The organism is Psychrosphaera sp. B3R10, assembly GCF_018861025.1.
GTDB classification, from domain to species: domain Bacteria; phylum Pseudomonadota; class Gammaproteobacteria; order Enterobacterales; family Alteromonadaceae; genus Psychrosphaera; species Psychrosphaera algicola.
The window spans coordinates 45464-60141 of the sequence record NZ_JAHKQH010000030.1 but is presented as its reverse complement, the minus strand read 5'-3'; the positions used below and the strand labels follow the sequence as shown (position 1 = coordinate 60141).

The following is a 14678-nucleotide window of genomic DNA, read 5'->3' as shown; positions in this document are numbered from 1 at the left end:
TTTGCAGGCATTGGGTATTTTCAAAATTAATTAAAGTGGATAAATTTACTCTATGAAAAAGATACATTTTTTAGGCGAATGTATGGTTGAGTTGCGGGCAGGTGACGCATCAACTATGCATCAGTCATTTGCTGGTGATGTATACAATTCCGCTGTGTATTTAAAGCGTGTGTTTCCTGAAGTGGCTACGTCCATCGTTACGGCGGTAGGACAGGACAACTTAAGCGACAAAATGGTCGCGACGTTTGAGCAAGAATATATCGATACTAAATATGTATTCAGACATGAAAGCAAGGTTGCAGGTTTATATCTTGTAGAAACAGATGAAACCGGTGAACGAAGTTTCACTTACTGGCGCAGTGACGCAGCAGCGAGAAAAGTTGTCGATTTCCTAAATAGTGACGTTCTCGCAGAACTTGCTACAGGCGATATGTTCTTTTTCTCTGGTATTTCGCTAGCGGTAATAGAGGAAGATGCCCGCTCATTATTTTGGGAAAAACTGGAACTGCTTAAAAATGCAGGCATAAAATTGGTGTTTGATCCTAACTACCGTGCTCGTTTATGGCGCAGTGAAGAACAGGCCAAAGAACAGTTTGAACGCGCACTTAATGTTTCTGATATCGCATTACCAGGTGTTGAAGATCTAACCGAATTGTATGGTGTAGACTCGGCTCAAGGTGTTATTGATTTTTGTCGTCCGTTTGGATTGCAAGAATTGGTTATTAAAAATGGCCCAGGTTCAGTGGTTACATTTGAATCTGAAACCTTACTTACTCACAAAATTACACCAGTAACTAATGTGGTAGATACGACATCAGCCGGCGACGCGTTTAATGGTGTTTATTTAGGTGCTCGTCTTACAGGACAAGCGGTAAGTGAATCCGTTCAACTAGCAGCAAAAGCAGCAGGGATTGTGATCCAACACCCTGGGGCGATTTGCCCAGTTGCGGCCTTTGATGCAGTAAAATCGTAAAAAAATATCCGTAAATTTGTAAACTAATCCCTTTATTCGGGGATTGTCACAAACTGTAAATAAGCGAGAAAGTATAGCTTGTTATTCTTTCTCGCAAAATCGACTTAATCAAAATTGTAATATTAAAGGCATAGTAATGACTTCTTTTTCTACTTTAATGGGCGAACAAACGCTTTTACCAATCATTCAAGCTGACAGCCCAACACAAGGTGTTAACATTGCTAAAGCAATGGCAAGTGCCGGTCTGAAACTGGTTGAAGTTGTATTGCGAACTGAGCAGTCATTAGCGGCTTTAACTGCAATTAAAGAACAAGTACCTGAACTTATTGTTGGTGCAGGAACGATTACCAACGAAACTATTTTAAAAGAAGCAATCGATGCAGGTGCCGATTTTATCGTAACACCGGCTGTGTCTGCTAAACTATTAGAACACTTAGTCACTTGCGGTGTTCCAGTATTACCAGGTGTTTCAAATACGGGTGATATTTTGATGGCGCGAGAATTTGGTTACACAGAACTCAAACTTTTCCCGGCGTCTCTATCTGGCGGTGCGCCGTTTTTAGCAGCGGTTGGTTCGGTATTTCAAGATATTACATTCTGCCCAACGGGTGGGGTAACACCACAAAATAAAGGCGAGTACTTGGCCTTAAATAACGTCATCGCTGTTGGTGGAACTTGGGTTTGCCGCAAAGAGTGGGTGGCGGAAGAAAACTGGCAAGCAATCACAGATGCTTGTAAAAATGCTATTCAATAATTAGGTTATATAAAAATGACTAAACTAACTGAAGCTTTGGTACCCGGTGTTGTATTAGGAGATGATGTTCAAACCTTATACAACCACGCTAGATTAAATCAATATGCGTTTCCTGCTGTTAACACAGTAGGGACAAATTCTATTAATGCCACTTTAGAAGCGGCGGCAAAAGTAAACTCGCCGGTTATTATCCAGTTGTCTAATGGTGGCGCGGCCTTTTTCTTGGGGAAAGGCTCAAAACTAGAAGGGCATGAGGCGTCAGTTAAAGGTGCTGTTGCCGCGGCGAAGTATGTTCATATTGTTGCTGAGTCGTATGGCGTACCGGTTATGTTACATACTGACCACGCGGCGAAAAAACTCTTACCTTGGATTGACGGCTTGCTCGATGCTGGCGAAGTTCACTTTAAGGAAACGGGTAAACCGTTGTTTAGTTCTCATATGATCGATCTTTCCGAAGAATCTTTGGAAGAAAATATCGCGACATGTGGTGAGTATTTAGCGCGCATGAGCAAAATGGGCATGACCTTGGAAATTGAACTTGGTTGTACCGGTGGCGAAGAAGACGGTGTTGATAATAGTCATATGGACGCCTCTGCACTATATACGCAGCCAGAAGATGTTGCCTATGCCTATGAACAGCTGTCTAAAATATCAGACAAATTTATTATTGCTGCGTCATTCGGCAACGTACATGGTGTATATAAACCTGGCAATGTTGTACTTACCCCAGAAATTTTGAAAAACTCGCAAGCACATGTTTCAGAGAAGTTTAATTTGCCACACAATAGCCTAAATTTTGTATTCCATGGTGGTTCTGGTTCAGAACCTCAAAAAATTGCAGAATCATTGACCTACGGTGTGGTGAAAATGAATATTGATACCGATACGCAGTGGGCCAGTTGGCACGGTATTTTGGGTTATTACGAAAATAAACAAGATTACTTACAGGGCCAAATTGGCAATCCTGACGGCGACGATAAACCAAACAAAAAATACTATGATCCACGTGTGTGGTTGCGTAAAGCTGAAGACTCTATGGTCACACGACTTGAGCAATGTTTTGCTGAGTTGAACTGTTTAAACCGATACGTGTAGCTTTAAGGAATAAAATGAAACGTCTAGTTCCAGTGTTAAAGCAAGATGGGGTCGATACAGACCTAATCATGTTAATTCGTACTATATTGGCTGCATCGAAAGAAATTGCGTTCAGAGTGAGCCAAGGCGCACTTGCCGGTGTTTTAGGTTCAACCCTTGATGAAAATATTCAGGGTGAAGTTCAAAAGAAACTCGATGTATTGTCTAACCAATTGTTAAAAGACATGCTATTGGATGACGATACTGTTCGAGCAATCGCCTCTGAAGAAGAAGACTACGTTGTTGGTGGGCATCCAGATGCACAGTATATTGTAGCCTTTGACCCTTTAGATGGTTCTTCAAACATCGACATTAATGGTCAAATAGGAACGATTTTCACTATCTATAATGCCCGAAACGACGTGCCATTTGATAGTGAGCTGCAATTTGCTCAGGCTGGTTCGGAGCAAGTTTGTGCCGGTTATGTCCTGTACGGTGCATCTACTATGTTAGTAATGACAACCGGTGGGCCAACTCGTTGTTATACATTGGATCTGACTCATGGTGGTTATTTGTTAACGGAAGATAAAATGACAGTGCCGGTCGACAGCAACGAGTTTGCAGTGAATATGGCTAACTATCGTTTTTGGGATAACCTCATTCAGAAATATTTTGATGATGTATTGTATGCCAGCGACGATTATAACAGCGCATCAATTCGATGGAATGCAGCTATGGTCGGTGATGTTCATAGAGTAATTAGCCGCGGTGGCGTATTTGTTTACCCAGGTGATAGTCGACCGGGTATCGAAAACGGCAAAATACGTTTGTTATATGAAGCAAATCCGTTGGCAATGTTAGTGGAGAATGCCGGTGGGTTAGCAGTAACGAGTGGCCAGCAACGTATATTAGACATACAACCAATAACCTTGCATCAGAGAGTACCGGTTTATATGGGCTCGACAAATTTAACTAAAAAACTCAATTTTAGTTAATTGAATATTAAATCGTTACTGTGATTTATTGGCTAGTGATTAATCTGATTGGTCACTAGCCAATTGTCTTGTACTACGTAATAAATGTTAGCAATACATAATCCCGTAACTGCATTTAGCCTTTGCCTTGAATAACTTGAGTTAGGCAACTGTATTGATAATTGATTTTCCCTCGTCAATGCCAAACTTATCGTATAACTGAGCCAGAATAGATTGTTTATCATTGTCACTTAATTCAGTTTCCCCACTTTCCGCTAATTTTTCTTCCATTAATTCAGTAAAATACTCAACTAATGAACTCAGTTCATCGCTCGATTGCGCACTACCAGAAGGTGGTGGCGGCGGAGGGGGCCGATTACCTTGCTGCTCTACATTAGCTAGATCGCCAACGGTTTTGGCGTCATATCCTAACTCACCCATAGCACTTGCTAGGCCTGAACCCGGTGTAATTCCTGCCTCAGAAAACGCTTCAACAATACTTTTTGCGTCTGACTCGGTTAGATTTTCTGGGTCAAATTGACCAAGAACGTCAGATATTTGAGTTTTTTGATCTGCCGTGAGGCTTTGCTCCATTCTGCTAGGTCTGGACATTTCTCCAGAAGAATTGATACCACTAATCATTAGCGTTGTCCTTTTGGTTTTTTACCGTGTGGTGGTTTGTGATCGGTAAACTCTTGTTCACTAATCACGCCGTTTTGGTCGGCGTCAATATTATTGAAAACCGTTTCATGGTCGCCATGAGGAATGTCATGGGAAGAAAATTCGTCAAAACTAATGTCGCCATCGGCGTTTAAATCGAGAGTTGAAAACTGCGGACGTCCTTTGCCTTGGCCGCCCTTATCGCCGCGTCTATCGTTATTTTCGGCAGCTTGACTTGTTGCTGAAATGATAGACATCAATCCAACGATTAAAAATGATTTTGCATAATATTTCATGAGAGTTTTCCTGTTGTTAATCTCAAGTACCAAACGAGAATAACAAGGGAAATTGCAAACATTGTGCAAAAAAAGAGGAAGTGTTTCGCTCTTTGTCCTTTGTGGTTTATTACGGTTTTAAGTGAAATACAACTGAGTTTTTTTTGATCTATAATACTAAGCGGTAGCCTGTACCGTACACCGATTGTACCCAGTCTTTTCCATCACTTATATCAGACAGCTTCTTTCTGAGTTTTTTTATGTGACTGTCAATCGTTCTATTGTTCACGATTCGGTGATCAGAATACATATTTTGCATTAAGTGCTCCCGCGTAAAAATACGCTCAGGCTTTTCTGCAAGGGGTTTGAGGAGTTGGAACTCAACGGATGTTAGCGTCACTTCCTGTTGATTAAACGCCACTACAAGACGGCTTTCATCAAGAATTAAGCCATTGCTCGGTTTGGACTCGGTTAATGTCCGACGTAATACCGCTTTCACTCTTGCGACAACTTCTCTAGGGCTGAAGGGTTTGCAAATGTAGTCGTCTGCGCCAAGTTCGAGACCTATCAGTCGGTCTATTTCATCGACTTTCGCGGTGATCATTAAAATTGGAACATTTGAAAACTGGCGGATCTCCTTGCAGATATCGATGCCATTTTTCCCCGGTAGCATTATGTCGAGCAAAATGGCCTTGGGTTCATGTGTTTTTACCCAGTCAATCACTTCACTACCGTCGTGCAACATATAGGGTATGTAGTCAGTAAGCTTAAAGTAATCGGCGAGTAGGGTTGCCAATTTTATTTCGTCTTCCACAATGAGGATTGAATGTTGCATTTTTGTTCTCTAGTTTTAATTGGACTGATAATTAAATAAGGTGCTATTACACTATGTTGCTAGTTGTCTTAATTGCTGGTTTGCTGTCACGTAATAGGAAGCTTAATCATAATACTTAACCCACCGGAAGCCGCTTTTTCTGCAAAAATGTCACCTTGGTGTCCGGTGACAATATGACGACAAATTGACAATCCTAATCCTGACCCGCCGGTTTTTCGGTTTCGTGAATTATCAACACGATACAAGTGTTCAAACAGGTTTGGCAAATGAATTTCATCTACGCCTATTCCGTTATCTTCGAAGTTGATAACAACAAACTTGTTACCACCCTCGAGTTCTCGACTCACATTCAGACTAATGCTCGTTGCGCCTGAGTACTTAATGCAATTATTGATAATATTTTCAAATAACTGACACAATCGCGTTTGATCTGCATACAAGGTGATGTTTTTATCTTCGACATTGGTGACTAACTTAATGCCTGAATCGGCCAAATAACCACGGTATTTTTCAACTTCACTTTCGATTAGGTCATTTAATTCAATCTGCTCTTTACGATAACGCATACCGCCGATGTCGGCACTGGCCAATAGATTTAAATCGTCGATAAGGCGTTGTAGGTGTTTCACTTCATCGTTTACCGACACTATATTAAACTTTGTTAAAGGCCGAACATCGTCCAACATGGCTTCTAATTCGCCGCGTAAAATGGCGACTGGGGTTCTAAGTTCGTGAGATATATTAGCTAACCAACGTTTTCGTGCTGATTCATTTTCACTAAGTGTTAATGCAAGTTCATTAAAATGTTCACTTAGCTCGCCAAATTCATCTTTACGCTTCAATTGTATTTGCTGGTCGTATTCGCCTTGCGTTAAACCGTGCATGCCATTTTTTATTTGTTTGAGTGGTTGTACTAAATGTCGAGTTAGCGGCAAAGTAATAAGCGCCACTAAGGTCAAAACAAAGGTGGCGATGAGCCAAAAGTAACTTTGTTGTTGATTCACAAAGTCGACTTCATATCCTTTAGTTAGATGACTGCGCTTAGATACGGCAAATTGGCCAATGACAACATCGTCAATGATCATCGGGGTTTTGCTATAGTCTAAATCTGACAAATATTGGCCAACCACAACTTCGCCGGTTGCATTGAGTATAGCGTAATGGATTTGTTTACTTTCATTAGGCGGTGGGGGTTGTCGATCAAATTGTTGTCTAGGGCCACCTTGTGCAATTGGTCCTTCTGCTGCATCGCGAGCGTCGCGTTCATGCGGCGGGGGTGGGCGTCGTGATGGACGCGAACGATCATCCTGTCTATTTTCCTGGCGGTTGCCCTGTCGATTGCCCTGTCGATTGTTAGGGGGCGAGAACTCGCTGTCACTAAGTTGTTCTGATATTAAGCGGCGGAATTTATTGTGTCGGTTGGTCATCGACGACCAGCTGTCGTTTTTCTTGTATTCGACAATTAATTGGGCCACTAAAGGTTGCAAAGCCTGCACTTCTTTGGTGTTTACATATTCCACCATTCCACGACCTAGGCTCCATTGCATAAGTGTTACTAAGCTAGTCACAAGTAAAATACTAAAGCCAAATAGGATGAGAAAAAGCTTATTTTGGATCTTCATAGATAAAAACAACAACCTTTAGATAATAATAATTTCAAATTTACAGCCATAGGATAATGCAAAATTGTGTAAACATTGTGCATATTCTAAGGTTCTACCGTTAAATTTATCATTGCATTCAAACTCTAATCTGAGATTATAGGTATTATTAATAAAACTTATTATTTAAACCACTTATATTAATGTTTACCTCCACTTTCCCATTAACCTCAAAGTTATTAAACAATAAAAATATTGTAACAATTAAATAGGGAAAACGTTTGCCCTTTGTTTTTAGTTCTGTTATTTTTTTGTATGTCTACAATCTAAAAAATACAAACGGGGCAAAAAATGAAACTTGAAATGCTGGATATCGGGATATTTATAACCTATGTATTGGGGTTATTAATATTGGCGTTATGGATCTCTCGAGAGGAGAAACAAGGGGGAAAGAATACAGAAGATTATTTCCTAGCCTCTAAATCATTACCATGGTGGGCAATTGGTGCTTCACTTATCGCGTCTAATATTTCTGCAGAACAAATCATTGGAATGTCTGGGTCTGGCTTTGCTATCGGCCTAGCAATCGCATCTTATGAATGGATGGCGGCAATCACTTTGATTATTGTTGGTAAATATATGTTACCGATTTTCCTAAAAAACGAAATTTATACAATGCCTCAGTATCTTGAGCAACGTTTTGACAGCAAAGTCAAAACAACATTAGCTTTGTTTTGGTTAGCGGTTTATGTCTTTGTTAATTTAACAGCCGTACTGTGGTTAGGCGGCCTCGCAATAGAAACAGTTGCTGGCGTTGATTGGATGTATGGCATGATGTTCTTAGCGATATTTTCAGTTGCCTATTCATTATACGGAGGTCTAAAGGCGGTAGCTTATACTGATATTTTACAAGTTGTGTTGCTTGTATTTGGTGGATTGTTCCTAAGTTACCTAGCGCTTAATGAAGTTTCTGGTGGGGAGGGTGTAATTGCTGGCTTTGGTGTATTAACGACTGAACTGCCTGGTCACTTTGATATGATACTGAGCTCTGATAATGAACATTACATGAGCCTTCCAGGGATTTCAGTTTTGGTTGGTGGCATGTGGATAATGAACTTCAGCTATTGGGGTTTTAATCAGTACATTATCCAACGAGCGCTTGCAGCTAAAAGCCAAAAAGAAGCCCAAAAAGGCATCGCATTCGCGGCTTACTTAAAACTTCTAATGCCTATCATTGTGGTTTTACCGGGCATAGCAGCGGTTGTACTTTATCCTAACTTGTCATCACCTGACCAAGCTTATCCGTCAATGATGGCATTAATGCCTGTCGGGATTAAAGGGCTCGTTTTTGCAGCACTTGTTGCGGCAATTGTTTCGTCGTTAGCTTCGATGACAAATAGCATTTCAACTATTTTCACGATGGATATCTACGCTAGAATAAAACCTGGAAAGTCGCAAAAGCATTATGTGACAACCGGTCGAATCGCTGCGCTTGTTTCACTAGCTATTGCTCTAGTTGTTGCAGAGCCGCTACTCGGTAAATTCGACCAAGCATTTCAATATATTCAAGAGTTCACTGGGTTCTTTACTCCAGGCATTGTGGTCATTTTTGTTATGGGTATGTTTTGGTCTAAAGCAACGTCAGCAGGTGCGCTTTCAGCCGCAATCGGTTCGGCCGCGTTTTCAATATTGTTAAAGGTAATGTGGCCTGAATTGCCATTTATGGACCGAGTAGGTCTGGTGTTTCTATTATGTTTAGCATTGTGTGTTGTGGTGTCATTAATGACTAAAACGACAAGCACAAACAGCAGTGTGAGCTTAGATGAAGTGAGTTTCGAGACAGACAAGAACTTTAATATTGCAGCAATAGGTATCATTTTAGTGCTCACCGGGTTTTACGCGACTTGGTGGTAATACCTTCCCTCATGCTCCTCGCTTAATGAGGTAATTATTATGAGGAATGAGACCAACTAAATTAGAAAAGGCCGATTGTTCGGCCTTTTTTTGTAAACTTTTGCACTAGTTTGGAATGTTATTAATTGAAATTGTTAATTTTATTAAGGAACAATATTGAACAGAGGTGACTCACTGCACTGCAGTGATTGCAAGTCGAATACGAGTTAGGGTTGCGCAACATTATTAACAAGATGTTCACTTTGGTCATATTGTCTTATTAGAATATAGCCAATTCCCGCTGATATAACGGTTCCAACCACTAAAAATATTCGCATAGCCAGAATCGAAAAGTTGCTTTGTTCTGGGCCATTCAACGCTTGAAAGCCAATTGCGTTAAGTGCAATACCAGAGCTTATCACTGCGATGACACTCGACATTGATATGATCCAATTTTGCAAAGAAACAAACAGACCCTCGCGGCGAATGTTATTGTTTGTCTCATCGACGTCTATTTGGTCAGCAATCATTGAGCTAATTATTACCGCCATCGACCCCCATATCGCAGTACACAAAATAGCGTCAACTATCAGCCAAAGTCCAGAACCAGGTTGATAAATAAACCATTTACATAGCCCACCGATAATTGTGATCCGGTAAACCCATTTCATAGTAGCAATTTTACCAATTTTGCCAGACACTTTAGTTAAGATTCCGATGGCGATAATGCCGGTAATTGCATAAGACGAAGACAACACCCCTTTCCACGTCGCGCCAGCACCGACATCACCATCATTCATATAATAAACAAGAACATAATAATCCATGCTCGCAGCAAAACTACCTAGGGTTAACTGAGTGAATATGACGGCTAATAGAATTTTCATATTCTTGTTTTTGATAATGGCTCTTAGACTTTTAAACAATGGTAACTTTTGGTCTGTGTTGGCTGGCTCAAACTTTCGCTCTTTCAAAAATAAACCAGGCAACATGCCACAAAGCCCCAGAAAAATAAGAGCAACACCCCAGCCAACAAATTTCATTCCAATGATGATGCCACCAAAAAAACTCAATTGAGCAATGGGAAATACCCAATGATATAAAATGGCACCAAATTTTAAGAAGTAAGTGACAAAGCCCATCACGCGAGTCCGTTCATGGTAATCCCGTGTTGCTTCGTAAGCCAAGCATTTCATTGGCACTGTCCAAAAAGTATTAAACAAGTAAAACGCCAACACCATCGCGGCAAAATACATCAACTGTGTATCACTACTCCAATGTGATGGAACCATCCAAATCAATCCAAAAAATACACAGGATAACCACGGGAAAACAAACAAAAAGGGACGGCGTCGACCATATGGTGAATTTAGTCGGTCTGACCATTGGCCAACAAACGGGGCAACAAAACTAGCAATAAATACCGGTGCTTTCATCGCAAAAGCCAACAAAAACGGGTCTACCCCTAAGGTCATCTGGTAATACGGGATTGCTAAGATCCCGATGCCTTGATTGGCAAAAAAAATGGCAAAAAAACCGATGCCTAAAAATATTTTTTGTTTGAGTAAGACACTATCTGGAGTGTTATTTGTAGAAAGTAACATATCACTTTTCAAATTTATCTTTTGTTAATTATATTGGGTGAGAGAGAAGGGATAGTAAAGGGAAATAATTTACTTTTGTTTTGACCTTGTTTTACGGCGGCACTGATTGAAATGGACTTGTATTTGGGATAACGTTACATCATATATAACGTATAGCATTTTGGCTTATTAAGAGTTTATTTAAATGGTTACTATTAAAGATGTTGCCCGTGTTGCAGGTGTTTCTCCCTCTACGGTTTCCCGTGTTGTTCGTGGGCAAGGTAAAGTCGGTAAAAAATGTCGTGCCAAAGTACAAAAAATAATCGAAGAAATGGGCTACCGTCCAAATACCAACGCTCGAGCATTAGTAAGTCAACGTGCTGAATTGGTTGGCATTGTAACCCCCGCGTTACATAAACCATTTTTTGGAAGCATTGCATTTGGTGCAGAAAAAGCATCACGACTAACTTCATATCAAGTCATGATGCGTAATTCACAAAACGACCCAGATCTCGAGGTCGATGCAATAAACTCATTACGAGAGCATGGATGTGAAAACATGATTTTGCACAGCAAGTTTGGAGACGCTGATACGTTAAAGTCACTTGCGGACAAAATTCCAGGCTTAGTTTTTATTAATCGTTTTTTACCTGAAATGGCATCACGTTGTGTCTGGTTAGATAATGTTTCTGGTGGTCGTTTGGCGGCAGATTACTTATTTAAGCAAGGCCATAGAGAAATGGCCATTGTTAGTTTTAATAGCAACAACGAAGATCAGATAGACAGGATAAATGGTGTTAAACAAGGGTTAACGGCGCGTGGTTTAACATTGCCTGAAGCCAACATAGTTTTGCGAGAAGATGCCGGTCCAGATGTTAATAACATGCAAGAGTATTGTACTCACGCGGTTAATGAATTGCTTTCTAGAGACGTAAGTTTTACCGCTATCATTGCCTATAATGACGAAATGGCCATCGGTATTATGAATGCCTTATTTGATTTAGGTAAAAATGTACCGGAAGATATCTCGGTAATTGGTTTTGACGACCTAGATATTGCGCAAAAGTGTCGTCCTGCATTAACAACAATTCACTATCCAATTGTAGAAATGGCTGAATATGCCACTAAGTTGTCTTTGCAAATGACCTTAGAAAAAGAAGAAGTAATAGGTAGAACTCATTTATTTATGCCTACAATTGTTGAGCGCAAGTCTGTTAAAAAAATAGATGTTGTCTAGTTTGTAAATTGGCTTGAGTATTGTAATTGCGTAGATAAAGCGTAGATAAAGCGTAGATAAAGCGTAGATAAAGCGTAGATAAAGCGTAGATAAAGCGTAGATAAAGCGTAGTTATATACTTGAGCTAGTCTTTTTTATTCATTTTGATAATTGGTTTTATTCAGCTTAACTGACATTGCGTCAACACCCGATAACACCCGATATTCAACATAGAGTATCATTAGTGCCACTCACACCATTCACTATTTAAACCAAATCCTTTTAGACACTATGTCTGTACCTTTAATTCGTGCAATTAAACTGGCACTTTTGTAGTTACTTCCCGTAGTAATAAGCGCAGTGCTAATACCCCTAGTAGATTTAACACCAATATGATTTTCTGGGTTAACAATAGTAATGTCACCGTCACTGACAAATTCAACCATGATGTCATTAGCTATCGTTTGATTACCATCTACATCCACAATTATCGCGTCAACAAATACGGTATCACCTATAACTAGCGGTACGTTTTGGTGTTTTATTTGCAATCGTAATCCTGCGATACGTTTTGCTGTAGTAACGCTGTGTTGAGCAACTTGTTTTTGACCTATATAGGCTTTGGCGGTCAATGTCCCAGCAATAAATTTGTCTAGTGTAAACATCGCAGGTGGGTGGATTAGCGTATTGTTATTATTTGTTAGGATGTTACTTGTTACTGGGTTTGAAGTAATATTTACCGTGTCGATTAAAATGTCATTAAGAAAAAGCTCAATGCGTTCTGCATTGTGAAAGACTTGCACGGTTAGACTAGAATGTTTATCCCAGTTTGATGCGATATACACCATAGGGCCAGCATCAAATTTGTTTGTTGTTTTTATTGGCGAACGTTGACTTTGAAAAAAGTAATAACTGGGTTTAAGTTGTCGGTCAATACTTGCAATACCCGATGACTCTAAATCTGTAAACTTACCCCTATTATAATCAAACATTGCCCAGTAACCGTCTGCAACTGGGTGCTTTGTTCTGTTGTCGAGGTAGGCTTCTTTTATATTGGTGACCTGTTGCAATAGTCGTGTTTCACCATTGCTGATCAACTGGCGACTGTCCCTATGGTCCGGTTCAATATTGTGCCAATTAGGTTGTGCGACTCCCGCATCAAGTCGGAAGTATTCCCAATCACCATATTCTGATATCAAATAGGGCTTGTTTAATGCTCTGTCATGTGGATATTTAAAAGCATGTTGACGCGATTGAATATAGATATCGTAATTTGGTTGCCAGCCTGCGGAATAACTGCCGGTTATTTCTTGTTTTACAATCGAGTGCAGTTTATTAGCAAACTCCTCAGGCATTTCTGTTTCGTTGAGCGAACATTCCCACCCAAGAACACTTGGATGGTTTCTATCGCGTCTAATTAGGTCACGGCAACGCTGGTATGCATTATTTTTAAATGACTCATCTTCTTGATAATACTGCCATCCCAAGATCGGATTCAAGAGAACCAATCCTAACTTATCCGCTGCATCCAAAAATGCTGGGGAATGCGGATAGTGCGATAAACGAACAAAGTCAAATCCAGCTTCTTTTATTAATTTGGCGTCACGATATTCGGCATGATCAGATTTTGCGTAACCAATGTATGGATAATCTTGATGGTAATTAACCCCCCTTAAAAAGGTTTTTTTACCGTTAATGAGTAATTCGTTTTGTTCGTTAAATGTAAATTCACGAAATCCAAAGGTATTTTCCTGTTGCTGGAGAAGCATATCGCCATGCCACAATTGAGTGCGAAGAGTATATAAATTTGGTTCCTGTGGTGACCATAATTTAGCATGGGAAACTGTAATATTAACAGGTGTTGTTATATTCATTCCCGCATTTAGCTGCGATACAAGGTTCGTTGATGGATAAAGTTGAGGTGGTTTAGATAAGTCGTTATTAGAGCCACTATGGTGCACTATTTCACCATCAAAAAGTAGGGTATGTTTAACAGCGAAATCAACATTTTCTAAACTGGCATTATTAATATGTGTGTTAATACTTACTACTGACAAATCTTTAGATACAACAGGTGTTGATATAAATATTCCACCACCTGAAACAATATCAGCGGCTATTGGATCGGTGACATGAACTAAAGGTTTAGAAACCAATTTGACTGATCGATAGAGCCCACCATACATATTAAAGTCGAGACTTTTTAAAGGCTGTGGTCCTGTAATAGCACTGTCTGTGTTATCGAGTTTAACAAGGATAATGTTGGCCTGACCAAATTTAAGTGCTTGAGTTAAATTGACAACAAAGGGCAAATATCCACCATTGTGCTCGCTAAGTTTTGTGTCGTTCAACCAAACCTCGGCACGATTCATTGCGGCACCAAAATGCAGTTCGAGAATTTTATTGTGTTGATCCTTGGGTATGAAAAACTGCTTTTTATAAAAAGATATTCCTTGCCATTGGTCATTCTCTGCGGATATCACTTTGTTTTCAATTTGAGTCGTATGGGGAAGCGATATCGGCTTCCAATTATTCGAATCTGGTTCAAATTTGATAGATAGCTTAGGTCCTTTTTGGAACATCCAATTGTCATCAAAATTGGTCTCGGCGTATTGCTGTCCAGTCTGCTGGGCTTTATTTTGGCAGCCAAAAAGCATTAAACAAGTTACAACAACAATGGTGAACATTTTAATCATTATTACTAAGCCTCAACTTTTGATATATCAATCTTCCTATCTATATCGTTTATCGTTTTCCTTGGCAAGACCAAATAATTAATTGACAGATAAACTAACTATGGTTATCTTTTAGGGATAACGTTATCCCTAATACTGGTTGGT

At 39.9% G+C, this 14678-nt stretch carries 12 protein-coding genes; 6 read left to right on the top strand and 6 right to left on the bottom strand.

Annotated elements, in window-relative coordinates:
- The first annotated feature begins 52 nt into the window (after positions 1 to 52).
- From KO525_RS11960 to KO525_RS11945, 4 genes are all read left to right on the top strand, one after another.
- Positions 53 to 973, top strand: a complete 921-nt coding sequence (locus KO525_RS11960) for a sugar kinase (RefSeq protein WP_215964052.1) — start codon at positions 53 to 55, stop codon at positions 971 to 973.
- A 136-nt stretch (positions 974 to 1109) separates the two neighbouring features.
- A complete protein-coding gene (gene eda, locus KO525_RS11955) occupies positions 1110 to 1727 on the top strand; it encodes a bifunctional 4-hydroxy-2-oxoglutarate aldolase/2-dehydro-3-deoxy-phosphogluconate aldolase (RefSeq protein ID WP_215964051.1) in 618 nt (205 codons plus the stop codon).
- A 15-nt stretch (positions 1728 to 1742) separates the two neighbouring features.
- Positions 1743 to 2822, top strand: coding sequence for a class II fructose-bisphosphate aldolase (gene fbaA, locus KO525_RS11950; protein ID WP_215964050.1), 1080 nt, complete (start codon positions 1743 to 1745; stop codon positions 2820 to 2822).
- A gap of 14 nt (positions 2823 to 2836) precedes the next feature.
- A complete protein-coding gene (locus KO525_RS11945; RefSeq protein ID WP_215964049.1) occupies positions 2837 to 3796 on the top strand; it encodes a class 1 fructose-bisphosphatase in 960 nt (319 codons plus the stop codon).
- Between the two features lie 141 nt (positions 3797 to 3937).
- Here the strand turns inward: KO525_RS11945 and KO525_RS11940 are convergent, their stop codons facing one another.
- The 4 genes from KO525_RS11940 to KO525_RS11925 form a co-directional block, all read right to left on the bottom strand.
- A complete protein-coding gene (locus KO525_RS11940) occupies positions 3938 to 4417 on the bottom strand; it encodes a hypothetical protein (protein ID WP_215964048.1) in 480 nt (159 codons plus the stop codon).
- On the bottom strand, positions 4417 to 4731 hold the full coding sequence (locus KO525_RS11935; RefSeq protein ID WP_215964064.1) for an EF-hand domain-containing protein: 315 nt from the start codon (positions 4729 to 4731) through the stop codon (positions 4417 to 4419). Before KO525_RS11935 ends, KO525_RS11940 begins: the two co-directional genes overlap by 1 nt.
- Before the next feature lie 148 nt (positions 4732 to 4879).
- A complete protein-coding gene (locus tag KO525_RS11930; protein ID WP_215964047.1) occupies positions 4880 to 5545 on the bottom strand; it encodes a response regulator in 666 nt (221 codons plus the stop codon).
- Positions 5546 to 5631: 86 nt separating this feature from the next.
- The gene (locus KO525_RS11925; protein ID WP_215964046.1) at positions 5632 to 7167 is read right to left on the bottom strand and encodes an ATP-binding protein; all 1536 of its coding nucleotides are present in this window, start codon (positions 7165 to 7167) and stop codon (positions 5632 to 5634) included.
- 330 nt (positions 7168 to 7497) lie between these two features.
- Between KO525_RS11925 and KO525_RS11920 the strand changes: the two genes are divergently transcribed.
- Complete coding sequence (locus tag KO525_RS11920) at positions 7498 to 9060, top strand: sodium/sugar symporter (protein ID WP_215964045.1); 1563 nt, start codon at positions 7498 to 7500, stop codon at positions 9058 to 9060.
- A gap of 206 nt (positions 9061 to 9266) precedes the next feature.
- Here the strand turns inward: KO525_RS11920 and KO525_RS11915 are convergent, their stop codons facing one another.
- On the bottom strand, positions 9267 to 10643 hold the full coding sequence (locus tag KO525_RS11915; RefSeq protein WP_215964044.1) for an MFS transporter: 1377 nt from the start codon (positions 10641 to 10643) through the stop codon (positions 9267 to 9269).
- Between the two features lie 184 nt (positions 10644 to 10827).
- On the opposite strand from KO525_RS11915, the gene KO525_RS11910 reads away from it, so the two are divergent.
- Positions 10828 to 11859 carry a LacI family DNA-binding transcriptional regulator gene (locus KO525_RS11910; RefSeq protein ID WP_215964043.1) on the top strand — a complete coding sequence of 344 codons (1032 nt, stop codon included), beginning with the start codon at positions 10828 to 10830 and terminating at the stop codon, positions 11857 to 11859.
- A 242-nt stretch (positions 11860 to 12101) separates the two neighbouring features.
- On the opposite strand, the gene KO525_RS11905 is transcribed toward KO525_RS11910, so the two are convergent.
- Positions 12102 to 14534: a glycoside hydrolase family 2 TIM barrel-domain containing protein gene (locus KO525_RS11905; RefSeq protein ID WP_215964042.1), complete on the bottom strand. Its 2433-nt coding sequence runs from the start codon at positions 14532 to 14534 to the stop codon at positions 12102 to 12104.
- Positions 14535 to 14678: the final 144 nt, after the last annotated feature.